Below are 26072 nucleotides of genomic sequence, written 5' to 3'. Positions count from 1 at the left end.
AGTTCAATAAGAGAGGCCCCCGGGAAACCGGGGGCTTTTTCTTTTACCAAGAAATAGTGTTGTGTCCCTTTAACAATAGCTTCGCGTTGATTTGAGAAAAGGGCTTTGATCCGAAGAATCCGCGATAAGCAGACAATGGACTGGGGTGTACTGAGGCAACAACGTTTTCATCTGGAAAGAAACTCTTCAGCTCTAACGCAGACTTACCCCACAACACGGCAATCACATCGTTTTTCCCAAGGATCTGCGCCACGGCAGTGGTGATCTCTTGCCAACCTAACTTTTCATGCGCCAATGATTTACCTACATCGGTAGTCAAGATTCGATTGATCAACATAATTCCCTGGTCACACCAATCACTGAGATCTCCCTGACTTCGGGTTATGCCAAGATCGCTCTGTAGCTCTTTAAAAATGTTGCGAAGTGAAGCGGGAAGCGATGTAACAGTATTTTCAACTGAAAAAGCTAAGCCATGCGCATGACCTAAAGTCGGATAAGGATCTTGGCCGAAGAAGACAACGCGCGTGGAAGATAAGGGCTGACTGAGGGCTCTAAAAATATAGTCATAAGAAGGGGCGATATCTCGTTGCTGAACATAAGCATCTATCGTCTGGATGAGTGGCTTAAGCGAAACCAACTCCTGTTGCCACTGCGGGTGCAGTTGCTCAAACAGAGGCACGGGCGAAGAAACGGCCAGCTTCAGGTGTCACCGTAATGGATGTACCAAAAACAGCGGAAACATGCTCTGAAGTAATAACTTGATCGATGGGGCCAGACACTGCGACTAAACCATCTTTGATAAGCAATGCGTGCGTAGTGCCGACAGGTATCTCTTCAATGTGATGTGTTACCAGGATCGTTGCCGGAGCCAGCGGGTCGGCCGCAAAATTGGCGAACCGCTTTAGCAAATCTTCTCTACCGCCTAGATCAAGACCGGCAGCGGGTTCGTCAAGTAAAAGAAGTTCTGGATCTGTCATCAATGCCCGTGAGATTTGCACACGCTTTTTCTCGCCTTCGCTTAAAGTTCCGTAAAGACGATCACCTAATTCCCGAACACCGAAGTTAGTAAGTAGCGCCATCGCCCGCGATTCATCCCAAAGGTCATAGCTCTCGTTCCAGCGTCCCAGAATTGCATAAGCGGCAGTCAGTACAACATCTTTAACCATTTCATCGCCAGGGATGTCTTCGGCTATAACAGAGCCACACAACCCAATTCTGGTTCTTAGCTCGAAAAGATCCACTTTTCCCATTTGTTTATCAAGTACAGAAACAGACCCCTGCGTCGGAAACATTTTTGTTGCCAAAATTTGAAGAAGTGTTGATTTGCCAGCGCCATTGGGACCGAGAACAACCCAGCGTTCTCCATGTGAAATCGAAAAGTTGATTGGTCCCAGAATTACTCGATCGCCACGGCGAACCGAAACCTCGTTGAGAGTTAGGACTGAGCTACTCATAGATGCAAAAGATACTGGTTAGATCGCTCAATCGTGCGTAAACCCCGCGAAAAGCATTAGTGATTCACGATAAACTATCCCCCTTATGACAACATCTAGCCGCGAGGCGGAGCAGTTCTCTGGATTAATCCTTCTTACCGGCGAGGATAAGCCTGGTTTAGCCCATGCACTCTTCACAGCTCTTTCGCCATTTTCGGTAGCGGTAATCGATCTTGATCAAATCATCATTAAAGACCGTTTGATTCTGACTCTCCAAATTTCTCTAAATCCTGCGCATCAAAATGCCATCGAAGAGGATCTCAACCTTCTTGCCAGTGATCTAGCAGTCGATATCGCCGCAGTGTTTTCTTCCTCGCCTGCTCAGCGAGAAAAGCCAACATGCTTAATGATTAAGTTGAGTTCTGAGAAGTTGCACCCTAAGCATTTGTCCGAAATTACCCAAGCACTTTTTAACGCTGGAGCAAACATTGAAGATCTCACACGAACTGCGACATTTCCGCTTGAAGTAACAATTAAACTCTCTGGGATTTCGCAGAATGATCTACAAACATCCCTGGCGGTTCTTCAAAATTCAACAGAGTTTTCATTGACCATCGGTGCCTAACGATGACTTTACGAAAAAGATTAGTCCAGTTAGATGTCGATTCCACATTCATACAACAAGAAGTGATCGAACTTCTGGCGGCCAAAGCTGGGGTGCTAGATGAAGTCGCTCGAATTACGCAATCTGCTATGCGCGGCGAATTGGATTTTTCTCAGAGTTTGATTTCTCGCGTGGCATTGCTTAAGGGTCTTCCTGAAGATTGCATCAGCCAGATTGCGCAAGAAATCCGATTAACCGATGGTGCGGCCGAGCTGGTGTCGCTTTTGCATGAGCAAGGCCATTATGTTTCCTTGGTTTCAGGAGGCTTTTCCAACATTCTGCAACCACTTGTTGATGAACTCAAAATTGACTTCTATAGGGCAAACTTGCTTGAAGTTATTGATGGACACTTAACCGGCAAGGTTGTTGGCGCAATCATAGATCGGGCCGCTAAAGCCGACGCTTTAAAGGAATTTGCACAGAAATGTGCAGTTGATTTGAGTGACACAGTGGCCATTGGAGATGGCGCAAATGATTTGGACATGATGGCTATCGCCGGAATCAGTATTGCTTTTAACGCCAAACCTATTGTTGAGGCTGCAGCCGATTACTCCATTAAAGAGCAAACTTTGCGTTCAGTTCCCTCACTTATCCAGTTATAAACTACAAGCGACAAGCGTGGATATCTGTCACCAAGATACCGCGCGCTCCAAGTGTCCATAGTTCATCCATCACACGATTTGTGTCTTTCCTTAACACCATTGCTCTGACCGCAACCCAATCTTGTTTCTGCAATGGAGAAATTGTCGGCGACTCTAAGCCTGGTGTGATTGCACATGCCTGATCTATCAAACTCTTTAGTACGTCGTAATCAAGCAGAACGTACTGGCGCGCAGTCACAACTCCCTGAAGACGTCGAATAAGAACTTCCAGGCCTGCAGGAACGTCGGTTCCTTTCCGCTTAATTACAACTGCCTCACTGACTAATATCGGATCGCCAAAAACCTGTAACCCGGCTTGTCGCAGAGTATTTCCAGTACTGACAACATCTGCAATCACATCTGCAACACCAAGCCGGACAGAACTTTCAACAGCTCCATCTAGGCGAACTATGTGTGCTGATATTCCAAAACTCTTTAGCGTGTGTTCGACCAAGCCGGGGTAAGCAGTGGCTATTCGCTTGCCTGCGATGTCGGCAATCTTCCATTCCTTCCCAGTTGGTGCTGCGAATCGAAAGGTAGAACTACCAAAATCCAAACCAAGAATTTCCTCGGCAGATGCAACTGAATCAATCAGCAAGTCTCGACCGGTTATTCCCGCTTCCAACTCCCCTGATCCCACATAAATTGCGATATCTCTAGGACGCAAGTAATAAAATTCGACGGAATTATCAGGGTCAACCAAAACCAAGTCGCGGACATCTGTGCGCTGTCGATAACCAGCCTCTTTCAAAATCTCGACAGAGCTCTCTGCCAACGAACCCTTATTTGGAACTGCGATTCTTAACATGGGGCCCCTTACAAGTATTTATAGATGTCGTTGAGTGATAATCCGCGTGCAAGCATCAAAGTTTGGAGGTGATACAAAAGTTGACTGATTTCTTCGGCTAATTCTTCATTGCTCTGGTGTTCAGCGGCTAACCAAACCTCTCCGGCCTCTTCCAAAATCTTCTTTCCGATCGCGTGGACTCCAGCGTCTATTGCTGCGACCGTCCCGGAACCTTCTGTCCCCTCGGAAACTTTCTGGCTTAATTCGAGCCAGAGCTCTTCAAAAGATTTCATTGGGATAGTTTACTTGAGCCATCAATCTCGCGTTGCGAATTTTCTTAGCTCCACAACCATCTGCGCGGGATCAGGAGCGTTAAATACAGCACTGCCAACCACAAAGGTGTCTGCGCCAGCTTCAAGGGCTATCTCAATGGTTTGCATCGAAATCCCACCATCAACCTGCAGCCAGATCGGCCGATCACCTATCAATGTGCGGGTCGTTCTCACCTTTCCCATCATATTTTCCATAAATTTCTGCCCACCAAAGCCAGGTTCTACAGTCATAATTAAAAACATATCGACCAAATCGATGTATTCGGCATATTGCTCAATCTGCGTATTGGGCTTTATTCCTAAGCTCGCACGTGAGCCCGCTTGTCTAATGTTCTTAAGCGTCTGAGGGATGTTGGCGGTGGCCTCTGCATGAATCGTTACCGAGGCACATCCAAGCTCTGCATATTGAACGGCGATCAAGTCAACATCGGCAACCATTAAATGCGCATCAACTGCTAGCGAAGATTCCGTGATGATCTTCGACGCAGCATCAAAATCAAAGGTGAAATTAGGAACAAATACATCATCCATAACATCAAGGTGGAGCAGATCTGAAACGGCTGCGATCGAATTTATTTCCTCGTTGAGCCTGGAAAAATCAGCGTTAAGAATGCTCGGAGTGATTCTGATTTCCTTAGTCATGTTCCTATTTTACTCGCTACTCTTTTTGAAAAGGGCTAAATACATTGCATCCGTACCTGCGCGGTGAGTCCACAAGGACATGGCTTGGTCTCGGACACCGCCTTCCAAATTTTGCGGCATGAAGGGGTCGACCGCGATTTGTTCGACATTTGCAAACTTTTTCTTGATATCTGCCACTTGGATCGAAGTTTCAGCCAGATGGGGTGAGCAGGTCGCATAACCCAGAACGCCTCCAACATTGAGCGCAGATATCGCAGATTCAATCAACTCTCTTTGCAAGGCAGTAAGTTCTCGTAAATCTTGAAGAGTGCGACGCCAACGAACTTCAGGACGTCGACGTAACGCCCCTAATCCAGTACACGGAGCATCAATTAATATTGCATCAAATTTCTCGCCCGCATTTGCGATATCGCGACCATCCCCGACTAAAATTCTGTCACCATTTACAACTTGCCGCACAAGTTCGGCTCGAGCCGCCGAAACTTCATTTGCAGTAAAGGTGATTCCTCGTTGACGTGCTATCGCGGACAAAAGTGCAGCTTTACCGCCCGGTCCTGCGCACATATCTAGCCACGATGTTCCACCTGCTGCAGCTGCAAACACGGTTGCAACTAATTGTGAGCCCTCGTCTTGAACACCAATTTTGCGCAACTTCACTAGATCTAGTGCGCCGGGATTGCCTTTCCAATGTGCACCGTAGGAAGAATATGTCGTTGGTTCTGCGCCAATATCCATCAAATCCTGTTGTGTAGAAAGTCCTGGCCAAGAAACTAACGTAGGTGTTGCGGCTTCATTGTTTATAGCTAACGCCGATTCAACTTCCTGCCAATCTTTGAGTAAATCAAAGTAGGCAGAAACAATCCAGGTTGGATGCGAATATTGAATTGCCAATCGCTCTACTGGATCTTTTATCTGCTCCAGAGGCGCAAGCCAATCCTCTTTTGAGGTGCGAGTGACATTCCTGAGCATTGCATTTACAAAACTTGCCTTTGATTCACCGATTCTTTTGCGTGCAACTTCTACAGTAGAGGCAACTGCCGCATGATCCGGCACCCGCATTTCGTGCAGTTGGTGCACACCCATGCGACAGATATCAACTATTCCTGAATCAACTTCGGTCCAGGGCCTGTCACTTATCTGCGAAAGAACCCAGTCGTGTTTTCCTTGCATACGTATGGTTCCGTATAGCAGTTCTGTAACTAAAGATCTGTCCCGATCATCTAAATTGCTTGAATTTAGTGCCTGTGGCAAAAGAAGATTTGAGTAACCTTCATTACGATTGACTTCAGTAATTAAATCAAATGCCAATAGTCGCGACGCATCCGGTTTTGGTGACTTAAAAGTATTTCTTCTGGCCTCAGTCAAAACTTTCTCCACCTTTAAGTCGAGCCCCTCGCGCCCAATCAGCCGCATTCATTTCTTTTTTCCCCGCCGGTATTACTGTCAGGAGCTCAATGCTGGTGTAACTTCCAGATCCCACAAGCACTTTCTGTCCATCCACCGCTATTTCTCCAGGCTTTACAACGTTGGCCTCAGATAGAACCGCTGCCGTAATTTTGAAAGGTTCGGCTTTCCAGGTACACCATGCTCCTGGTTCGTAAGTGAATGCTCGAATTGAATTTATCAAAGTTTGTGCATCGTGCGAAAAATCTAGCATCGCTTCTTGTTTAGATATCTTCGGAGCCATACTAGATGGGCCCTTTTGTGGCGATGGTGAAGCACCTGCTGAAATCATTTGTAACGCTGCGCCCACAGCGCTTGGTCCCTCTTGCGCAAGAGCGTCAAGCAGTTCATAGCTGCGCCACTTTGGGTCTATAGCTATTGAACGTTGGGTGTAAATCGGACCAGTGTCCATTCCCTTTTCCAGTTGGAATACAGAGATTCCCGTAACGCTCTCGCCATTTTGCAGAGCCCTTTGCGCTGGCGCTGCGCCCCTATATGCCGGAAGCAGTGAAAAGTGCAGATTAATGAATCCATATTTGGGAAGATCTAAGATTGTTTGAGGCAACAGGACCCCATAACCAATCGTGACTATGCAATCTAAATGATCTATGACTCCTGCTAACTCTTGTGAGGATTCAGGCTTCACAATTGGAATTGCGTGACTAGTGGCCCAATCTGCCACTGCGGTTTGTTTCATAGTGCGACCGCGACCGGAGGGTTTATCGGGTTGAGTTATAACCAGGTCGAGCTTGTGTTCGCTACCGATCAGCCAATCCAAAGTAGGAATCGCGACATCCGGAGTAGCAGCTACTCCGACCAACATTAGGTGTTCCGTCCGAAAATTGAGTGCGGTGAATCTTTAACTTGAATAGATTGACCTTTTTCAGCAGCTAAGTTGAACCAATCGGACTCACGAATTTCCTTCATCGCTAACTTTCGATCTTCAGCTGACAACTTATCGATAAAGAGAATCCCGTTGAGATGATCCGTTTCGTGTTGTAGGGCTCGAGCTAAAAAATCAGTGCCTTCAACGGTGATTGGTTCCCCGTACATGTTGAATCCCTGGGCAACGGCGCGCATCGCTCGCGGAGTCTCATACCGCAATTCGGGAAAAGATAAGCAACCCTCTTCACCGTCTTGCAGTTCTTGGCTAAGAGTTAAGGTGGGATTTATCAGGTGACCCAGAGCCTCGTCGACATCCCAAACGAAAACACGTAGTGGAACACCTATCTGAGGTGCAGCCAAACCAGCGCCAGGAGCATCCAGCATGGTGTCAGTTAAGTCTTTAACCAAAGTGCGTAGCTCTTTGTCAAAATCCACCACAACTGAGGCTGGTGTTGTTAACACCGGATCACCGAAGAAGCGAATCTCTTGAATAGACATGAATACAGTCTACCAATTCCTTAGAGCGAATATGGATCGATTCTTAGAGTAAGCAAATCCTTTTTCGAGATACTGCGTTTTCTTTGCAGTTCGTGCAGGATCTTGCCCAGATCCGAGCTTTGACTATGGGATGCATGTACCACTATTTTCGCCGCACCTTTTGGCAAAAGGGTTGCACCAAAAATTCGAGTGCTAGCAGGAAGTCGACCGTCTGCTAGAGCCTTCTTCAATCCTGAAACAATCGGCGCAGCAGCTGATTGCTCAACAACTAAAACAGCAGACATAACCGATGGAGGTAGTTCTAACTCTGCTCTGTCGGCTAGTTCGCGTTTCAATAGCGGTGCAATGTTCCACCTAGCAATCGCAGCAATGACCGGATGCGAGTCATCTAAGACTAGAAGGACCTGCCCATCTTTCTTAATTAACGACGCACTTTCAAAAAGAAGTTCTCTGGCTCGCTCTTGCCCATTGATGTCGGTGTGAGAGAAAAATCGAATCGCATCAAGAACGACCACCGCTGCATAACCGCCTTCAGCAAATGGCTGTGCCCCAGGCGTAGATAGAACTAGTGCTGGCCTAGCGTCAACACTTTCTTTGATGACATCGCCTGCAGAAATCACAACCGGAAAACCGGGAAAAGCTCGAGAAATTTCCTCTGCCGCTCTTTCGATTCCACGGCCAGCTAAGTACTGTTTATCACGATCACAGAAGCTACATCTCCAAGCTGCAAAAGTTTCACCACAATGAACACATGCTGGGGCTAAACCTTTAGAAGCAACACTTAATCTTCCACCGCATTTACACACAGCAACATTTCGACAATGTGCGCACAGAAGTGCGTTGCCGTAACCCTTGCGCGGGGCAACAAAAAGCACTGGGCCAATTTTCAGCGCTTTTTTAATTTCGGAAAAAATTCGACCGGGTAGCAGAGCTCCATCCGATGGTGAGAATGCCTGAACATTGACCTGAGTTCGCTGATTACTGAACTTGGTAGCACCCCTATCAATGTCGTAAGCAACGCGTGTTGAAGGTGTAAAGCCCGCAAAAACTAAAGCCACCCCTTCCATTTCTGAACGTAGCCGAGCAATAGTCGATGAGTTCCAACCAGGAGACCTCAGTTCAAAATGATCTGGTGAAGATTCCTTGTAAATGATGATGGCGGCAAGGTTTCTAACCGGTGTGAAGATCGCACTACGAGTTCCAACGACTATTGATCCTTCCAAGCGCATAGAGAGCAGGAAATTTCGATAACGCTCTTCGCGGGTACTCGAACTTGAAAGCTTGAGTACATTGCCAAAAGATCGCGACAATTTTTCGACGATCAGGTCAACATCCTTCTCATCTGGAGCAATAACCAGTACAGAGCCGAGTTTTTTGAAATTTTCTACCAGTTCAGCGACTTGATATTCCGGCGAAAGAAATGGACCGAAACTCTGAAATACCGGAATGACAGCGCCGGCCTTGGGTTTAATCTCGGAAACAAAGACTGACAGCTCTTTATCAACACTAGCTACTCTGGGCGGGATAGCAGAGCGCACCAAGTCCCATGGATTGCAGCAATAAAATTCTGAGGCTCTATCAATTAATGCAAAGCTTGATGAGGTTGCGACTGGGTGGGGTGACAAAACCTTTGTTATGGGCTTCAGAAGACCAGCTTTGTCGGGGGTTGCAACACGCGAAACAACAATCCCTTCCGTTTCGCGAGAGCCAAAAGGTAACTGCACTCGGACTCCCGGAATTACTGCATGGCTCAATTTTTCGGGAACTGAATAGTCATATAACTGATCTAGATGGAAGACACCTGTATCAACTCGCACCCGTGCAACTGGAAGCACATCAGCTACTGGGCCTGAAGGCGCGGTAGCGACCTCGGCCCTTAAGCGAAATAGCCGAGGTGCTGCCACCGATTACTTAACTGCGTTTTGGAGTGCAGATACTCGATCGGTTCTTTCCCAAGCAAATTCAGGAAGTTCACGACCAAAGTGACCATAGGCACTTGTGAGTGAATAAATAGGACGCAAAAGATCTAGATCTCTAATGATTGCAGCTGGACGAAGATCAAAAACCGATAAGACAGCTTCTTGAATTTTTGCAACGGGAACAGTTTCGGTTCCGAAAGTTTCCACAAAAACTCCTACTGGTTGTGCTTTACCAATTGCGTAAGCAACTTGCACCTCGCAGCGACGGGCAAGACCTGCAGCTACAACATTCTTAGCTACCCAGCGCATCGCATATGCAGCAGAACGATCTACCTTAGATGGATCTTTGCCACTAAATGCTCCACCACCATGACGGGCCATGCCACCGTAAGTATCTACGATGATTTTACGACCAGTTAAACCGGCATCTCCCATCGGTCCACCAATAACAAAGCGGCCTGTTGGATTAATGAGCGTACGTACATCCTTCTTTGGGAGATCTATCGTGGAGATAATTGGATTGATTACATATTCAATAATTTCAGGTGTTAACTTCTTAACAACATCTACTTCCTCGGCATGCTGACTTGAAATAACAACCGTATTTAAAGCAACGGCGCGATCGCCTTCATATTCAATAGTTACTTGTGTTTTTCCATCGGGGCGAAGATAAGCCAATTCGCCGGATTTGCGAACCTTAGTTAATTGCTGGGCTAAAGCATGTGCCAACCAAATAGGAAGTGGCATTAACTCTTTTGTGTCATCGCATGCGTAACCAAACATCAAGCCTTGGTCACCCGCACCTTGCAGATCTAAAGGATCTACAGCTGATGTCACGCGGTGTTCGTAAGCATCATCGACGCCTTGGGCAATGTCTTGGGATTGCTGACCAATTGAAATTGAGACACCGCAACTGTTTCCATCGAAACCTTTATCAGATGAGTCATACCCAATGTTTAGAACTGTATCTCTAACAATTCCCATCACATCTGCGTATCCATTGGTTGTAACTTCACCCGCGACGTGAACTTGACCTGTAGTAATAAGTGTTTCTACGGCGACTCGGCTTTTCGTGTCCTGAGATAACAAAGAATCAAGGACTGCATCTGAGATCGCATCGGCAATCTTGTCTGGATGGCCTTCGGTAACTGATTCTGAGGTAAAGAGACGCTTTGACATAGTTTTAACCTAACTGCCGGATGGCATGATCAAGAAGTACATTACTGAGAGCGTCTTTGGAGACTTCCTTGACCGCTATATCCGCTTCATTGCGTAAGAGAATGGTACCCATAGTTGTGTCCTGGCCAAAGATTGCCCCGCCAGAAACATCATTTACATAAATCACATCTAGGCCTTTAGCATCTAACTTCCTGCGAGCCTCTTGCAGGTGCTCTTTGGTTTCTGCAGCAAAACCAATCAACACTCGACCCTCTTTCCGTGGGGCTATTTCAGCCAGGAGATCAGGATTCCGCTGCAATTCAATACTGCTCAGAGTCGACTTTTTTATCTTCTCATCTGAAAAATGCAATGGACGAGCATCCGCAACTGCCGCGCTCATGATCAGGATATTGCAAGCGTCAAAATTTGCCTGTAATGCTTTCTGCATATCCAAAGTAGTCTCAACAGGAATCACTTCGACCCCAGAGACTGCTGATACATCGCAGTTTGCGGCAATAAGTTGCACCTGTGCACCGCGATTTTTAGCTGCATTTGCAAGGGCGATCCCTTGTTTTCCTGAAGATCTATTGCCGATAAATCGCACCGGGTCGATAGGCTCACGAGTGCCACCGGCTGTTACTAAAACTTTGACGCCCTTTAAATCTTGAACCTGCCCTGTCATTTGATCAAAGCGGGAAATTATCCCTGCAGTTTCAGGGAATCTTCCAGGCCCGACATCACTTCCAGTTAAGCGACCAACTTCAGGATCCATCACAATGAAACCACGTTGCTTAAGTGTGTTTACATTTGCCATAGTTGCGGGGTCTAACCACATCGATGGATGCATCGCAGGAACAATCATCTTTGGAACATCGGAAGCCAAGACTAAATTGGTTAAAAGATCATCGGCCCTGCCCATAGCTAAACGAGCGATTAAATCTGCCGTCGCTGGGGCGATAAGAAAGAAATCAGCACGCTCGGCTAAAGCGATATGAGGAACGGTATGAACACTTTCCCAGACTTGGGTGTTTACAGGACGTGATGAAAGCGCTTCCCATGTAGCTGTTCCGACGAAATTCAATGAGGCTGGAGTCGGAACAACGGTGATTACATAACCGCGATCTTGCAATCGACGGAGTAGCTCACAGGATTTGTAGGCGGCAATGCCTCCACCAACTCCGAGAATAACCTCACGACCTTGGAGTGTCATTTAAAACTACGCTGTTGGCTCGAGGTTTTCGATCGTTAGAAGACCTTCGTTGATTTCGCGAAGAGCGATTGAAAGTGGCTTCTCGTGAACATGTGTTTCGACAAGGGGTCCGACGTATTCAAGGAGACCCTCACCAAGTTGGGAATAGTATGCATTGATCTGACGGGCGCGCTTTGCTGCGTACAAAACCAAGCTGTACTTTGAGCCGCTCTTGTCTAGAAGTTCATCAATAGGTGGATTTGTAATGCCATCCATGGTTGTCCCCGCTTCTGTGATCAATCTGATGTTGTCGTGCCCGAACTAATTCTGGGCTAACTCTATCAGTTTTTGGACAACGCTCTCGACCTGGTCATTGACGAGGATCACATCGAAAAATGCCGCTGCCGCTAGCTCATCTTGGGCTAGTTCTAACCTTTCAGCCCTGCGTTGCTCACCATCTGTGCCTCGACCTTCAAGGCGTGCGACCAATTCTTCCCATGTCGGAGGCTCAAGAAAAACTAGTACCGACTGCGGCAAGTGAGCCTTAACTTGCTTAGCGCCTGCAATTTCAATCTCTAGCAAAACATTCTTTCCTTGTCGCAATGCATCTTCAACTTGCTGTTGTGGGGTTCCATAGCGATTGCCTGCAAATTCAGCCCATTCAAGGAACTTTTCATCGGAGATCATTTGTGAAAATATTTGATCAGAGACAAAAAAGTAATCTCGACCTTCGACTTCATTTATCCGCGGTGTGCGAGTTGTGAAACTAACACTCACCCAAAAATCTCCGGCCTCACGAAGTTTTTTAGCAACAGTACTCTTTCCCACTCCCCCAGGACCAGATAGAACTAACAATCTTCCAGGTTTTACCGCGGCATCCGTCTTTACAAACTCGTTGCGAAGTTCCTTTAATTGATGCCGGCCTAATCCCTGAATTCTTCGGGTAGGAGAAATGTTTAGCCGTTCCATCAAAGAAATAACACGTATTTTTCCTACACCCGCCAAAGATTCCAATAACTCCTTAACGCGCATCTTGCCGATAGCTTCATCGGTTGAGGCAAGGGAGAGAACTTCATCGATACCTACTTGACCATTTTTTATCTGGCTCTTTATTTCAGCTCGCCTCTTTCTGGAGGCAGATGCTTTCGCTAACGCAGCTGCTCTTTGTTCGGCAGATAACTGTGGAGGCGTTCCCATGGGCTAAATCTAGTGGAGATTAAATTAAGCGTGAGCCAATCTCCTGCGCCCGTTCCTTCATGGCTTGCGCGCCAATTGTCCAACTCTGTGTAATCGGTCGGCCAATCACAACCAAGTTTGCGCCTGAAGCGATTGCATCCTCCGGAGTCATAGTTCTTTGCTGATCATCAGTGCCGACCATGTCTGACGGGCGAACACCTGGAGTGATGATGATCGGCGCAACGCCAACCTCTTTCCGGACCGCGGCTATTTCTAGCGGAGAACACACGATTGCTCTTGCACCAGCTGCTACTGCAACTTTTGAAAGACCGACGGCAGATTCCAACGCAGTGAATTTGAAACCGACCTCAGAGACATCTTTTTCGGACAAAGATGTCAGGATAGTTACGCCGGTAATGTTGGTTTTGGGCATCACATCAACGGCGGCTTTAATCATCGCCTCTCCTCCCGATGCATGAACCGTCAAGAATTTAGGAGCCAGATGTGCCACCGCTTTTGCTGCTCCACTTACTGTGTGTGGAATATCGTGGAGCTTCAAATCTAGAAATATATCGGAATCAGTTTCTGCTTGTATTGCTTTAACACCCTCTGATCCAAAGGTGAGAAAGAATTCGAGACCAAGTTTAAAAACTGAAACATGTTCTTGCGTAGCTTTTACCCAACTGATGGCGGTTTGAAGATCAGGTGTATCTACCGCCAAAACGATTGGTGCTTTACTCATTGACTTCGCCTTCCGCGGCGCGATGGGCATACCCAACAGCTTGCTTCAGCGAAGTGAAACCTCTGTCTAATAGCAACTGCTTTAGTTCAGTTTGTATCGACATGATTGCCGTTGGATTTCCAAAACTTGCCGTACCAATTGACACGCCACTTGCACCAGCAAGAATCATTTCTAAAGCATCCTTGCCTGAAGCGATTCCACCCATTCCAAGGATTGGAATCGCAGGTAACGCCGCATGTACTTGGTAAACAGCGCGAACCGCAATAGGACGAATCGCAGGTCCGGATAAGCCACCTGTTTTCCCACCCAGGTGTGGGCGCATGGTGTCCACATTAATTACCATTCCAAGAACTGTGTTAATCAGGGCTAGACCGTCAGCACCCGCATCAATTACACCTTTAGCAATCGATACTAGATCAGTTACATCCGGAGATAGTTTTGCAATGATTGGAAGTTCTCCACCGATTGTTCTGCGCACTCCGTCAATAACACGTCGGGAAGATTCAGGATCGCAGGCAAAAACTAGGCCACGATTTTCAACATTAGGACAAGAAATATTTACTTCGATGGCACTTATCCCAGAGACAGAACGAAGTTTGCGCGCAAGAGTTGAATACTCTTCTACAGTTTCTCCAGCAATCGAAACAATTATCCGCGCCTTTTGTTCAACTAAATAAGGTACATCCTTACTCAAGAACGCATCAATACCCGGACCTTGTAAGCCAATTGAATTGAGCATGCCACTTGGCGTTTCAGCCATTCTGGGAGTTGGTCGACCCGCGCGCGCCTTTGACATGACTGACTTAGTTACGACTCCACCCATATCTTTCAGGGGGAAAAATTGGGCTAGCTCGCGACCTGAACTGGCACAACCACTTGCAGTAAAAGTTGGAGCAGGAAACCAGGCATTGCCGATAGTTGTAGAAAAATCCAATGAACTCATTGCTGCTTACCTACTTGCTCCCACTGAACTTTAGCTCCGTCCATTACTGGGCCATCAATACATGAGCGCAGCATCGACACTGTTCCGTCTTGATTTGTAACAGGCAAGACGCAGGTCATGCAGATGCCAATTCCACAAGCCATCGATTCTTCAACGGCGCATTGGTGAACTACATCAAGCCGGTCGGTAATCTTGGTAATTGCAGCAAGCATTGGCATTGGACCACAGGAATAAATTACTGCGACATTAAGATCCTCCACAATTTCTGCGATCGGGTCAGTAACACGTCCGGCAGTTCCCATAGAGCCGTCTTCGGTGTAAATCCTCATCGAATTTACAGAGCGTTTGCCTTCCATTGGCGCGTAAATTTTTGATCCTGTACTTGCACCAAGAATCATGTCTACTCTGCATCCGCGAGAATTCAAGATTTCCGCTAAACCAAAAAGCGGAGCAGAGCCGTATCCCCCGCCCACAAGAAGAACTGGAACCGGTTCAGTGGGTATACCAAATGCAGTTCCCAACGGTGCGACTAGGTCCAAAACATCGCCTTCACCTTGGGCACACAACCACTTACTTCCTTGACCATGTGGGGCAACAATTAATTCCATTGTTCCTCCGACAGTTGAACTAGTGGAGACACGTGAAATTGCAAAAGCACGCCTTAAAACCATTCGTGATGAATCACCTCCGACGCTGATCGCCACAAAATTTCCAGGTTTACAGAGGGCGGCGATTTCGCCGACACTAATAAGTATTTGGTGATACTGACCTACTCGCTTGTTACTAAGAATCGGTGCGATTAATTGTCGTGCGTTTTTATTTATTTCTGACATTTAGGCAAGCCATTCTTGAAGGGACTTGATACTCAAGGGACTTGATTGCAGGAAGGAAATAGCATCAACTGCTGCACTAAAGCCAGCGGTGGTTGTGATGCATGGAATTGAACGTTGCACAGCTGCTGTACGAATTGCCCAACCATCTGCCCGGGTTCCGCGACCCACTGGTGTGTTAATCACTAGGTCGATCTCCCCTGCGTTGATGATGTCCACAATCGTCTTCTCGCCTAAAGTGCCTGTGCCATCTGAATGCTTTCTTACCGTTGTGCACTCTATTCCCTTGGTGCGCAAAAACTCGGCAGTTCCATCCGTGGCAAGTATATGAAATCCAAGTTCAGAAAATCCTAACGCTGGTTCAACACCTGTTGCTTTATCTTTATCGGCAAGTGAGATGAACACGGTTCCAGCCTTAGGTAAAGGTCCAAAAGCTGCAATCTGACTCTTCGCGTAACTCTCTCCAAAGGTCGGAGAGATTCCCATGACTTCACCGGTTGAGCGCATCTCTGGACCCAAAACTGCATCAACGCCACGTCCGTCAGTTCTGCGGAACCGGTTCCAAGGAAGGACTGCTTCCTTAACTGAAATACCTCGCGCCATACCGTCACCTTGTGCTGGAAGAATTCCGTCAACTCTAAGTTGAGCGATGGTGTGCCCAACAGAAATGCGCGCCGCCGCCTTTGCCAATGCCACTCCTGTTGCTTTACTAACAAATGGCACCGTGCGAGATGCACGTGGATTGGCTTCTAGAACGTACAAAGCATTTTCAGCTATTGCGAATTGAATGTTAATGAGACCGCGTACATCTACTCCGCGTGCGATCTTTTCCGTAGCAATTCGAATCTGTTCCCGTTGTTCCTCTGTGACCGTCATCGATGGCAAGACACATGCGCTATCACCACTATGGATGCCCGCTTCTTCAATGTGTTCCATGACTCCACCCAAGAAAAGCTCTACTCCATCAAACAGTGCATCAACATCGATTTCAATTGCGTTATCTAAAAAGCGATCCACTAGAACCGGGTGATCCGGCGTAATGTCAGTTGCGCGTGTAATGAAACCACCCAAAGCGGCATCATCGTAAACAATTTCCATTCCACGTCCACCTAAAACAAATGATGGGCGCACTAGAACGGGATAACCAATTGATTGTGCGATAGTTGTTGCCTCTAATTGCGAAGACGCCATTCCAAACTCAGGTGCTCTTAAGCCTTGCTCGGCCAGAATGTTGCCGAATGCACCACGCTCTTCTGCAAGATTTATTGAATCAGGCGAGGTTCCTAAAATCGTGACTCCATTTGCTTTCAGCCCGGCTGCTAGACCTAGAGGGGTCTGGCCACCTAGTTGTGTGATAACTCCCAGAACAGGACCAGCAAGTGTCTCGGCGTGAACAACTTCGAGAACATCTTCAAGGGTGAGCGGCTCGAAGTACAGGCGATTACTGGTGTCGTAATCTGTTGAAACTGTTTCTGGGTTGCAGTTAATCATGATCGTTTCATATCCTGCATCACGTAAGGTGAAAGATGCGTGCACGCATGAATAATCGAACTCGATACCTTGTCCAATTCGATTGGGACCACTACCTAAAATAATTACAGCTGGGGTTGTTCGCGGGCGAACTTCAGTTTCTTCTTCATAGCTTGAATAGTGATATGGCGTAAATGCCTCAAATTCAGCAGCACATGTGTCAACTGTCTTATAGACCGGTCTAATGCCTAAATGATGTCGCGCTTTGCGAATTTCATCCTCGGTCACGCCCCGCAGAGCTGCTATCTGGGCATCCGAAAAGCCCTGGCTCTTTGCGGCACGAATCAATTCGGAACTGAGTTCACCTGGTTGAGCAATGACAGCTGCCTGGGCGTTTATAAGTTCAATTTGGCGCAAATACCACGGATCTATCTTGGTTGCCGCAAATACTTCATCGATAGATGCACCAGCCCACATTGCTTTCTGAACTTGTTGTAAGCGATATTCAGTTGGGATTTTCATGGACTGCATCAGTTGCTCAAGTTCGGCCGGGGTCACAACTGGCCACGCAAAGATTGCTTCCTTACGCTCCAATGATCGTAGCGCTTTCATTAAGGCTTCTGAGAATGAGCGTCCGATGGCCATGGCTTCACCGACGCTCTTCATCGTTGTCGTTAAACGTGGATCGGCATCTGCAAACTTTTCGAAAGCAAAGCGTGGCAATTTAACAACGACATAATCCAAAGTGGGTTCAAATGATGCCGGTGTGACCTTGGTGATGTCGTTGGTGATCTCATCTAATGTGTAACCGATAGCCAACTTAGTTGCAATCTTTGCAATCGGAAATCCCGTCGCTTTTGATGCTAGCGCACTAGATCTAGAAACTCTTGGATTCATTTCGATCACAATTATTCGACCATTTGATGGGTTGACCGCGAACTGGATATTACATCCACCGGTATCAACACCGACTTCCCGAATAATGTCCATCGATAAATCACGAAGCTTCTGATACTCAACATCAGTCAGGGTCATCGCCGGGGCAACTGTGATCGAATCTCCGGTGTGGACACCCATAGGGTCCAGATTCTCAATTGAACAAACGATAACAACATTGTCTTTGTTATCTCTCATAACCTCGAGTTCGTACTCTTTCCAACCAATGATCGATTCCTCAAGCAGCACTTCAGAGGTTGGACTGTGTCGAAGACCAGCACCTGCAATCTGGCGCAGTTCTGCTTCATCAAAGGCTATTCCTGAACCTAGGCCACCCATTGTGAAAGATGGGCGAACTACAACGGGATAGTTTAATTCAACCACTGCAAGCAGAATTTCTTCCATTGTGTGACAGATGCGAGACTTTGCTGACTCTCCGCCCACCTTTTCAACTATTGCGCGAAAAAGTTCACGATTTTCCCCGCGATTAATTGCATCCACATCAGCACCAATCAAGCGAACTCCATATTTTGCAAGAGTTCCGCGTTGGTAAAGGCCAATCGCAGCGTTTAGTGCTGTTTGTCCACCCAAAGTCGCAAGCACCGCATCTGGCTTTTCATGAGCAATGATTTGTTCAATAATTTCCGGAGTAATCGGTTCGATATATGTTGCATCTGCGAATTCAGGATCGGTCATAATCGTTGCCGGGTTTGAGTTCACCAGAATCACTCTGATTCCTTCTGCACGCAGAACTCGGCAGGCTTGTGTTCCTGAGTAATCGAATTCACATGCCTGACCAATAACGATCGGTCCACTACCAATTACCAAAACACTCTTGATAGATGAGTCCAATGGCATTATGCGACCACCTTTTTGGACATCAAATCTATGAAACGATCAAAGAGATAGGAAGCATCATGTGGTCCGGCCGCGGCTTCTGGGTGATACTGAACAGAAAATGCCGGACGATCCAACAGAGCTAAACCTTCAACAACTCCATCATTAAGGCAAGTATGCGTCACTTCGCCACGACCATAAACCGTTGAGAACTCACTATCAGTTGGTGCTTTTACCGCGAAGCCATGATTGTGTGCGGTGATTTCAACCTTACCGGTGTTCTTATCCATCACTGGCTGATTAATCCCTCTGTGCCCAAACTGTAATTTATATGTTTCAAAACCTAAAGCACGTCCCAAAATTTGATGACCGAAACAAATACCAAAGATAGGAATTTCGGCCAACAAAAGTTCTCTAACAACTTCGATCACATCGCTCATCGTCGAAGGATCGCCAGGTCCATTAGAGAGAAAAACGCCATCGGGATTGATTGCCATGATTTGATCTACTGTCGAATCAAAGGGCATGACATGAACTTCGACACCACGCTCAGCTAAAGCGCGAGGCGTGGCTGCTTTTATTCCAAGATCAAGGGCTGCGATAGTAAATTTCTTCTGACCCAATGCTGGGACTACGTACGCTGTCGGAGTCGATACATCTTTCACGAGAAAAGCCCCCGCCATGGCTTCAGCCTTGCGGACTTCTACCACCATTTCTTCCCGAGAAAGTTCTAGCCCCGAAAATATCCCAACTCGCATAGCTCCACGATCACGCAAATGTCTTGTGATTGCTCGTGTGTCAACGCCTTGAACGCCAACTACTCCTTGAGCTACCAGTTCAGCCTCAAGATCATTCTGCGCCCGCCAGTTTGAAGTTAGCGATGAAGGATTGCGGACAACAAAGCCTGCGACCCAAATCTTTTCCGACTCATTATCGAAATCATTGACTCCAGTATTGCCGATATGTGGCGCAGTCATAACGACTATCTGTTTGTGATACGAAGGGTCGGTCAGAGTTTCTTGGTACCCAGTCATGCCTGTCTGGAAAACTGCTTCACCAAAGCTCTTCCCAGTACATGCCCACGAGGAGCCTTCAAAAATTCGCCCGTCATCTAGAACAAGGAAAGCAGTTGCCATTATTTGCTCTCCTTTTCGACGATAGAACCATTATTTAGTGTTTGTTTACCTTTGAAGAAGGTATGCAGCACTAGTCCGGGTAGTTCATGGCCATGGTAGGGAGTATTTGATGAGTTTGATAGAACCAAATCTCGATCCACTCTCCAACTCTTCGTTGGGTTGATCACAGTCAGATTCGCTTTACTGCCAACCGAAACTTTCTGCCCCTGAAGAACATACCCACCAATTCGGGCTGGCGCATGACTCATGCGCTCTGCCACGTGATCCCATTTCATTAAACCCGTATCCACCATCGTTTTTTGAACGATTGAAAGAGCAGTTTCCAATCCCAACATACCAAAAGCTGCCTCCTGCCATTCGCACTCTTTATCCTCTAAAGGATGTGGTGCGTGATCGGTTGCAACAATGTCGATGGTTCCATCTGCTAAAGCTTCACGTAAAGCATGAACATCTGATTCAGTTCTAAGAGGTGGATTAACCTTGTAGATCGGATCGTAAGAAGAGGCCAGATCATCCGTTAGTAATAGGTGATGCGGCGTAACCTCTGCCGTCACATTTATTCCACGGGCCTTAGCCCAGCGAATAATTTCTACTCCGCCGGCAGTTGTTAGATGACAGATATGGAGTCTAGATTGAACATGATCAACCAGTAAAACATCACGAGCAATTATCGCTTCTTCAGCAACTGCTGGCCAACCTTTTAGTCCAAGTCGAGATGAGACTGCGCCTTCATTCATTTGCGAACCAACAGTCATTCGTGGATCTTGCGCATGTTGTGCGATGACGCCGCCGAACTTCTTTATGTACTCTAAAGCTCGACGCATAACTAACGGATCAGAAACACAATGCCCATCATCACTAAAGACTCTAACGTGGGCAACTGAATCTGCCATCGCACCGATCTCAGAAAGAGTTTGCCCCTTCAATCCCTCAGTGACCGCTCCAATCGGAAACACATCTAGCAAACCTGCCTCTTGACCTAAGCGATATACCTGCTCAACTACTCCGGCAGTATCGGCAACTGGAGAGGTGTTTGCCATCGCGGACAGTGCAGTAAATCCACCTTTAGCTCCTGCACGACTGCCGCTTAGAACTGTCTCGGCATCTTCGCGACCTGGTTCACGCAGGTGTGTATGCAAATCGACCAGACCCGGCAAAACAATGCAGCCTGCGGCATCGACAACTTCCTTGCTCTGCCCGGAAAAATTAGCGGTTATTTCAACGATTTCTTCACCCGAAATACAAACATCTGCCTTAGTTCCATCAGGGAGCTGTCCACCCTTGATTACATAATCTATTGCGCTCATTTAATTACTCCCTGATTCCAAAGCTCCACCGGTAAGAAGAACATACAAGATTGCCATTCTTACGCTTACACCATTTGTTACTTGCTCTGTGATTACCGAACGTGCACTATCTGCAACCTCAGCGGAAATTTCAAGCCCTCTATTCATTGGCCCAGGGTGCATAACAATTGATTCAGCTTTCATGGAATTCATGCGTTGCGTATTCAAACCAAAGTAGCGCGAATATTCGCGAGCGTTTGGGAAATAAAAATCAGTCATCCGTTCTTGTTGCACTCGAAGCATCATCACTACATCAACAAATGGAATAACTGCGTCTAAGTCATAGGAAACATTGCAAGGCCAGGTAGCGACCCCAACAGGAACCAAGGTTGGCGGTGCAACTAAAGTAACTTTTGCTCCTAGTTTTGAAAGTAGAAGTACATTCGATCGAGCTACCCGCGAATGCAATACATCGCCAACTATCGCAACGCTTAGGCCATCAAGATCACTTTTACCCATACCCAGGTGTTTGCGAATTGTGAAAGCGTCTAACAAAGCTTGACTTGGGTGTTCATGAGTACCATCTCCGGCATTTACAACACTTCCAGACATCCATTGCGAATCCGCCAAACGCTGCGCCGCACCGGATGCAGAGTGTCGAATGACCACAGCATCAGCGCCCATCGCCTGCAGTGTCATCGCGGTGTCTTTCAAAGATTCACCCTTGCTGACACTTGACCCCTTAGCCGAGAAGTTAATTACATCGGCTGACAATCGCTTGGCTGCGGCTTCGAAGGAGATTCGAGTGCGCGTCGAATCTTCTGCAAACAAATTTACGATTGTGCGACCACGAAGTGTGGGCAGCTTCTTAACTGCACCGTCGCTGACACGTGCTAGCTCGTTAGCAGTATCCAAAATCGAAATAGCTTCAGCTTTGCTGATATCTGCGATTGATAGGAGATGGCGCATTATTGCTCAACCCCTTCGATGCTAACTTCATCTCGACCATCTATCTCGCCCAATAAGACGCGAACAGATTGAGACTTTGATGTCGGTAGATTCTTGCCAACAAAGTCCGCCTTTATTGGAAGTTCTCGATGGCCTCTATCAACCAAAGCAGCCAATTGGACCGTGCGAGGGCGACCGATTTCTCCTAGGGCATCAAGTGCCGACCGAATTGTTCGCCCCGAAAAAAGAACATCATCAACCAGAATTACATCCATACCCTCGATTCCACATGTAGGAATGTTTGTAGGCATGATTGCTTTTGGTGGGCGAAGTCTTAAATCATCGCGGAACAAAGTGATATCTAACGTTCCACAGGGAACATCAGAACCTTCAATTTCAGAGATAATCGCTGCAATGCGCTGGGCTAAATGCGCACCACGAGTAGGAATCCCTAAGAGAACAATTGATGTAGATCCTTGATTTCTTTCTAGGATCTCATGTGAAATACGAGTCAACGCACGCTTAATGTCAGGTGCGGACAGGGCTACGCTCATATAAATCTCCTTTCCCACCTCTCTGGATGGGTCGTTAAAGGATGCAGGCGCGATACTAGCACCGATCTGAATCAACTGTGGATAACCAAAAAGTGTCGAGCCGAAGCTTTATACCCTGCCTGCATGAGCAAAGAAATCACGTTAGCGGCGCTGCAATTACGACTACGGGCGGTTCGAAGGTCAAAAGGCTTAACCCTTAGCCAAGTATCCAAACAGAGCAAAGGCTCCATCTCTGCAATCGCATTGGGGTCGTATGAGCGGGGCGATCGATCCATCAGTACCGAGAAGTTGATTGAGATAGCAGAACTCTATGGTGTTCCGGTCGCCGAACTTCTATCACCACCAGAAAAAGGAATCTCTGCGGGCCGCGTAATAATCGATATACGCAAGCTCTCCCGAAGTACAGAATCGACCTCAGAGGCGCCCTTGAAAATTATTCAACGCATAGCCCACATGCGGCATGACTGGAATGGTGAAGTAATCTCACTTCGAAGTAGTGATCTTCACCTGCTGCAGATCTTTGCAAATTTCACCGAAGAAGAAGTCGGAGTTTTCTTGCAGAACTTTGCACTTACTAAATTGAAATAGTGTCTCTAATGCTTGCGATTCGTCCTAAAACGCCATGAATATACTTTGATGAATCATCGCTGGATAACTCTTTAGCAAGTGCAAGGGACTCATCAATCGCAACACTGATTGGCACTTCTGTCGCCCAAAGAATCTCGTAAATTCCTAACCTTAGGATGTTTCGATCCACCGCAGGCAGACGGTCCATATCCCACCCCTGGGCGTAGGTTGTAATCAGTTCATCAATCTTGCGGCGATTATCAGAAACTCCGTGAACTAACTCCTTGGTGTATTCGCGTATTGGGCGGGCGTCAGGACCCTCATCTGGAACATCCCTAGAGCGCAAAGTCTCTACGAGATCGCTCCCGCGAATATCACTTTCATACAAAAGATCTAGCGCTTGTTTACGCGCTTTGCTGCGAGCTGACACTAGTTAGCGCGACCCTGATAAGACCCATCACGTGTATCAACCAAAACAATCTCGTCCTGCTTGATAAATAATGGAACTTGAATTTCAATTCCAGTTTCCACTGTTGCTGGCTTTGTACCACCAGAAGAACGATCGCCCTGAATACCTGGTTCGGTGTAAGTAATCTTCAAGGGAACAGATGCGGCTAGCTCGATGTATAAAGGGTTACCTTCGTTAACTGCCACGATGGCCTCAGTATTTTCAAGCATGTAATTGGCAGCATCTCCAACAGTGGCTGCGCTAATTGTCATCTGGTCATAGGTTTTGGTGTCCATGAAAACAAAATCATCGCCCTCTTTATAGAGGTATTGCATTTCACGCTTTTCTAGAATTGCAACATCTACTTTCACACCAGCGTTGTACGTTCTATCTACAACCTTGCCGCTTAGAACTGACTTGAGCTTTGTGCGCACAAATGCGGGACCCTTACCTGGCTTCACATGCTGGAACTCAACTACTGTCCACAATTGGCCTTCGATGTCCAAGGTCATTCCGTTTTTCAAATCATTTGTTGTTGCCACAGCTCATCCACCCGCTCTGTATCGATTGTGTTTACTTTTACGAAGGTTAAAGGATACCCGCTCCGTGGGTGTGCTTTGTTACTTTGAAAGCAGATTTGCTAGAGCAATGATGGCCAAAACATAGGAATTCGGACCGAAACCTCCGATAGTTCCATTGGCCACTCCTGAAATAACAGAGGTATGACGGAATTCTTCTCGGCTCAATGGATTAGATAAGTGAACTTCGATCAGTGGCGCTTTAACGAGCTCAGCCGCATCGCGAATCGCATATGAATAATGTGTAAAGGCTGCAGGGTTAATAATCACCGGAGTCTTATTGTCAGCGGCCTCATGTAGCCAACCAATGATTGTTGCTTCATCATCACTTTGTCGTACATCTGCTTCAAAGCCGTGCTTTGTCGCTGCAATGTCGATCAGGTTCTTTAACTCGGCATAATTGAGATCACCGTAGATTGAAGAATCTCGAATGTCTAAACGTGAAAGATTTGGACCATTGATTACCAAGATCTTCATGAGGAAATCATCTCATAAGCAGCATCGAGTTCGTTGGAAGTAACATCTTCTAAACGCTTTGTTGACCCTATGCCATCTAAGACGACAAAACGAAGGGTATTACCCCTGGCTTTCTTGTCCAAGGAAAGCAACGGCAATAACTTCGACCATGCTTGGCGATCAAAGGTAATTGGTAAGTCGTACCTTTTTAACAAATCGCGATGCATGGTTACTGTGGCTTCATCTATCAATCCACGAGCTGCGGCTAATTCCGCGACAAAAACCATACCTACCGAAACCGCTTCACCATGGCGCAACTGATACTGCGCGTGAATTTCTATGGCATGACCCAAGGTATGGCCGTAATTAAGCGCTTCGCGAGCAAAGCTTTCTTTGAAATCTGAAGAAACGACAGATGCTTTAACTGATATCGCTCGAGCGATAATTTCAATAAGTACATCACGATTTGAAAGAAGAGTTTGAGTTGAATTCTCAGAAGCTAACTTCAAAATCTGAGGATCAGATATAAATCCGCATTTAATGACTTCTGCCATTCCGGCTGAAACGTCTCTTGGCGAAAGTGTTCCTAGAAAATCAACATCAACAATCACTGAAATTGGTGAGTGGAAAGAACCAATCAGATTCTTTCCGTAATCTGAATTTATTCCTGTTTTTCCACCTACAGCTGCATCCACCATTCCAGCCAAAGATGTAGGAACGGCTATCCAATCAATACCACGCAACCAAGTTGCTGCGGCAAACCCCGTCAGATCCGTGATTGCGCCACCGCCTATTCCGACGATTAGATCCGAGCGGGTAAAACCAGCCGCGCCCAGCCAATTCCACAGATTAAGCAAAGTTGCGGTGCTTTTAGCTTCTTCACCATCTGCAACTGTAAAAACATGAAGTTCGCAATCAAGTGATTGTAAAGCGGTGAGATCTGGTGAATAACTAGATGAAATGATTACCGCTACACGTGTTCTTTCTTGAATCAACGGAATCAGTAAAGATTCCCATTGTCCACCAATCGACACAGTGTAATCGCGCTCAGCGGTGACGTTGATGTTTTTCATGCGAGCTTCTTCTTAATCTCAGCGACAATTTGATCAACACTCATGTCGTCAACTTTAATGCAATCACTTGCAAGGTTCTCGTAGATGGGACGTCGTTTGTCACTAAGGGCCTGCCACTGTGCGCGTGGATTTCCCAAGAGCAATGGACGATCTCGGTTGAAGCCAACTCGAGGAGCAGCTGTGGCTAAAGAAACATCTAGAAAAACGACGTGCGATTCTGAATTCTTTATCTCGCTCTGAGCTTGCTCTGAAATTGGTGCTCCCCCGCCAAGACTTATCACACCAGCTTGACGAGTCAGTACGCCCCTTAGGGTTTCTAACTCGATCAAACGAAAATGTGGCTCACCATCTACAACAAAAATGTCGGTAATTGACTTTCCGGTTTCTTCCTCGATCAACTGATCCGTATCAATGAAGTCGATTTGTAAATCCTTGGCTAGCGCTACTCCAACCGTGCTCTTACCTGCTCCAGGAGGGCCAATCAAAAGTATGCGATTCATA

The 26072-nt window shown here is 46.9% G+C and carries 29 protein-coding genes; 3 read left to right on the top strand and 26 right to left on the bottom strand.

The annotated features are described in order from the left end of the window. Positions 1-43: 43 nt before the first annotated feature. Positions 44-679 carry a uracil-DNA glycosylase gene (locus AC9UC2_RS03715; RefSeq protein ID WP_509525344.1) on the bottom strand — a complete coding sequence of 212 codons (636 nt, stop codon included), beginning with the start codon at positions 677-679 and terminating at the stop codon, positions 44-46. After that, entirely contained in the window at positions 666-1454 is a 789-nt protein-coding gene (locus tag AC9UC2_RS03710; protein WP_509525343.1) for an ABC transporter ATP-binding protein, read from the bottom strand. Before AC9UC2_RS03710 ends, AC9UC2_RS03715 begins: the two co-directional genes overlap by 14 nt. Before the next feature lie 85 nt (positions 1455-1539). Between AC9UC2_RS03710 and AC9UC2_RS03705 the strand changes: the two genes are divergently transcribed. Both AC9UC2_RS03705 and serB read left to right on the top strand, forming a co-directional pair. After that, positions 1540-2058 carry an ACT domain-containing protein gene (locus AC9UC2_RS03705; protein ID WP_509525342.1) on the top strand — a complete coding sequence of 173 codons (519 nt, stop codon included), beginning with the start codon at positions 1540-1542 and terminating at the stop codon, positions 2056-2058. A gap of 2 nt (positions 2059-2060) precedes the next feature. After that, a complete protein-coding gene (gene serB / locus AC9UC2_RS03700; protein WP_509525341.1) occupies positions 2061-2699 on the top strand; it encodes a phosphoserine phosphatase SerB in 639 nt (212 codons plus the stop codon). 1 nt (position 2700) lies between these two features. On the opposite strand, the gene hisG is transcribed toward serB, so the two are convergent. Genes hisG through pyrR form a run of 19 tightly spaced genes read right to left on the bottom strand, consistent with a single transcriptional unit; the run spans position 2701 to position 22449 of the window. Beyond that, complete coding sequence (gene hisG / locus AC9UC2_RS03695; protein ID WP_509525340.1) at positions 2701-3546, bottom strand: ATP phosphoribosyltransferase; 846 nt, start codon at positions 3544-3546, stop codon at positions 2701-2703. A gap of 8 nt (positions 3547-3554) precedes the next feature. Continuing rightward, on the bottom strand, positions 3555-3818 hold the full coding sequence (locus AC9UC2_RS03690) for a phosphoribosyl-ATP diphosphatase (protein ID WP_509525339.1): 264 nt from the start codon (positions 3816-3818) through the stop codon (positions 3555-3557). Positions 3819-3839: 21 nt separating this feature from the next. Beyond that, positions 3840-4499 carry a ribulose-phosphate 3-epimerase gene (gene rpe, locus AC9UC2_RS03685; RefSeq protein WP_509525338.1) on the bottom strand — a complete coding sequence of 220 codons (660 nt, stop codon included), beginning with the start codon at positions 4497-4499 and terminating at the stop codon, positions 3840-3842. A gap of 9 nt (positions 4500-4508) precedes the next feature. Further along, positions 4509-5876, bottom strand: a complete 1368-nt coding sequence (locus AC9UC2_RS03680; RefSeq protein ID WP_509525337.1) for a transcription antitermination factor NusB — start codon at positions 5874-5876, stop codon at positions 4509-4511. Beyond that, positions 5857-6765, bottom strand: coding sequence for a methionyl-tRNA formyltransferase (gene fmt, locus AC9UC2_RS03675; protein ID WP_509525336.1), 909 nt, complete (start codon positions 6763-6765; stop codon positions 5857-5859). The genes AC9UC2_RS03680 and fmt overlap by 20 nt, the downstream gene beginning before the upstream one ends. Continuing rightward, a complete protein-coding gene (def, locus tag AC9UC2_RS03670; protein WP_509525334.1) occupies positions 6765-7325 on the bottom strand; it encodes a peptide deformylase in 561 nt (186 codons plus the stop codon). The genes fmt and def overlap by 1 nt, the downstream gene beginning before the upstream one ends. A 20-nt stretch (positions 7326-7345) precedes the next feature. Continuing rightward, positions 7346-9229 (bottom strand): primosomal protein N' family DNA-binding protein, encoded by a 1884-nt coding sequence (locus tag AC9UC2_RS03665; RefSeq protein WP_509525332.1) that lies wholly within the window; start codon positions 9227-9229, stop codon positions 7346-7348. A 3-nt stretch (positions 9230-9232) separates the two neighbouring features. Next, positions 9233-10423, bottom strand: a complete 1191-nt coding sequence (metK, locus tag AC9UC2_RS03660; RefSeq protein WP_509525330.1) for a methionine adenosyltransferase — start codon at positions 10421-10423, stop codon at positions 9233-9235. Between the two features lie 4 nt (positions 10424-10427). Further along, on the bottom strand, positions 10428-11612 hold the full coding sequence (gene coaBC / locus AC9UC2_RS03655) for a bifunctional phosphopantothenoylcysteine decarboxylase/phosphopantothenate--cysteine ligase CoaBC (protein WP_509525328.1): 1185 nt from the start codon (positions 11610-11612) through the stop codon (positions 10428-10430). Between the two features lie 6 nt (positions 11613-11618). After that, entirely contained in the window at positions 11619-11867 is a 249-nt protein-coding gene (gene rpoZ / locus AC9UC2_RS03650) for a DNA-directed RNA polymerase subunit omega (protein WP_018207237.1), read from the bottom strand. 45 nt (positions 11868-11912) lie between these two features. After that, positions 11913-12788, bottom strand: coding sequence for a guanylate kinase (gene gmk / locus AC9UC2_RS03645; protein ID WP_509525326.1), 876 nt, complete (start codon positions 12786-12788; stop codon positions 11913-11915). 19 nt (positions 12789-12807) lie between these two features. Next, positions 12808-13509 (bottom strand): orotidine-5'-phosphate decarboxylase, encoded by a 702-nt coding sequence (pyrF, locus tag AC9UC2_RS03640; RefSeq protein ID WP_509525325.1) that lies wholly within the window; start codon positions 13507-13509, stop codon positions 12808-12810. Then, entirely contained in the window at positions 13502-14452 is a 951-nt protein-coding gene (locus AC9UC2_RS03635) for a dihydroorotate dehydrogenase (protein WP_509525324.1), read from the bottom strand. Before AC9UC2_RS03635 ends, pyrF begins: the two co-directional genes overlap by 8 nt. Continuing rightward, positions 14449-15285: a dihydroorotate dehydrogenase electron transfer subunit gene (locus tag AC9UC2_RS03630; protein WP_509525322.1), complete on the bottom strand. Its 837-nt coding sequence runs from the start codon at positions 15283-15285 to the stop codon at positions 14449-14451. The genes AC9UC2_RS03635 and AC9UC2_RS03630 overlap by 4 nt, the downstream gene beginning before the upstream one ends. Beyond that, a complete protein-coding gene (gene carB / locus AC9UC2_RS03625; protein WP_509525321.1) occupies positions 15286-18546 on the bottom strand; it encodes a carbamoyl-phosphate synthase large subunit in 3261 nt (1086 codons plus the stop codon). It abuts the gene before it with no gap. Then, complete coding sequence (carA, locus tag AC9UC2_RS03620; protein ID WP_509525320.1) at positions 18546-19661, bottom strand: glutamine-hydrolyzing carbamoyl-phosphate synthase small subunit; 1116 nt, start codon at positions 19659-19661, stop codon at positions 18546-18548. The genes carB and carA overlap by 1 nt, the downstream gene beginning before the upstream one ends. Next, positions 19661-20968 (bottom strand): dihydroorotase, encoded by a 1308-nt coding sequence (locus AC9UC2_RS03615; protein WP_509525318.1) that lies wholly within the window; start codon positions 20966-20968, stop codon positions 19661-19663. Before AC9UC2_RS03615 ends, carA begins: the two co-directional genes overlap by 1 nt. Then, positions 20969-21916: an aspartate carbamoyltransferase catalytic subunit gene (locus tag AC9UC2_RS03610; RefSeq protein WP_509525316.1), complete on the bottom strand. Its 948-nt coding sequence runs from the start codon at positions 21914-21916 to the stop codon at positions 20969-20971. It abuts the gene before it with no gap. Beyond that, a complete protein-coding gene (gene pyrR / locus AC9UC2_RS03605; RefSeq protein ID WP_509525315.1) occupies positions 21916-22449 on the bottom strand; it encodes a bifunctional pyr operon transcriptional regulator/uracil phosphoribosyltransferase PyrR in 534 nt (177 codons plus the stop codon). Before pyrR ends, AC9UC2_RS03610 begins: the two co-directional genes overlap by 1 nt. A 123-nt stretch (positions 22450-22572) precedes the next feature. Here pyrR and AC9UC2_RS03600 point away from each other — a divergent pair, with 123 nt between their 5' ends. After that, a complete protein-coding gene (locus AC9UC2_RS03600) occupies positions 22573-23037 on the top strand; it encodes a helix-turn-helix domain-containing protein (RefSeq protein WP_509525314.1) in 465 nt (154 codons plus the stop codon). On the opposite strand, the gene nusB is transcribed toward AC9UC2_RS03600, so the two are convergent. The 5 genes from nusB to AC9UC2_RS03575 form a co-directional block, all read right to left on the bottom strand. Further along, positions 23024-23446, bottom strand: a complete 423-nt coding sequence (gene nusB / locus AC9UC2_RS03595; protein ID WP_509525313.1) for a transcription antitermination factor NusB — start codon at positions 23444-23446, stop codon at positions 23024-23026. The two genes, AC9UC2_RS03600 and nusB, sit on opposite strands and share 14 nt — an antisense overlap. Further along, complete coding sequence (efp, locus tag AC9UC2_RS03590) at positions 23446-24006, bottom strand: elongation factor P (RefSeq protein WP_509525312.1); 561 nt, start codon at positions 24004-24006, stop codon at positions 23446-23448. The genes nusB and efp overlap by 1 nt, the downstream gene beginning before the upstream one ends. A gap of 78 nt (positions 24007-24084) precedes the next feature. Continuing rightward, positions 24085-24519 (bottom strand): type II 3-dehydroquinate dehydratase, encoded by a 435-nt coding sequence (locus AC9UC2_RS03585; protein WP_509525311.1) that lies wholly within the window; start codon positions 24517-24519, stop codon positions 24085-24087. After that, a complete protein-coding gene (gene aroB, locus AC9UC2_RS03580; protein WP_509525309.1) occupies positions 24516-25571 on the bottom strand; it encodes a 3-dehydroquinate synthase in 1056 nt (351 codons plus the stop codon). The genes AC9UC2_RS03585 and aroB overlap by 4 nt, the downstream gene beginning before the upstream one ends. After that, entirely contained in the window at positions 25568-26071 is a 504-nt protein-coding gene (locus AC9UC2_RS03575) for a shikimate kinase (RefSeq protein ID WP_509525307.1), read from the bottom strand. Before AC9UC2_RS03575 ends, aroB begins: the two co-directional genes overlap by 4 nt. Between the last annotated feature and the right edge of the window lies 1 nt (position 26072).

This window comes from Candidatus Planktophila sp., from assembly GCF_036734405.1.
Taxonomy (GTDB): domain Bacteria; phylum Actinomycetota; class Actinomycetes; order Nanopelagicales; family Nanopelagicaceae; genus Planktophila.
This window is presented reverse-complemented; position numbering and strand designations above follow the sequence as displayed.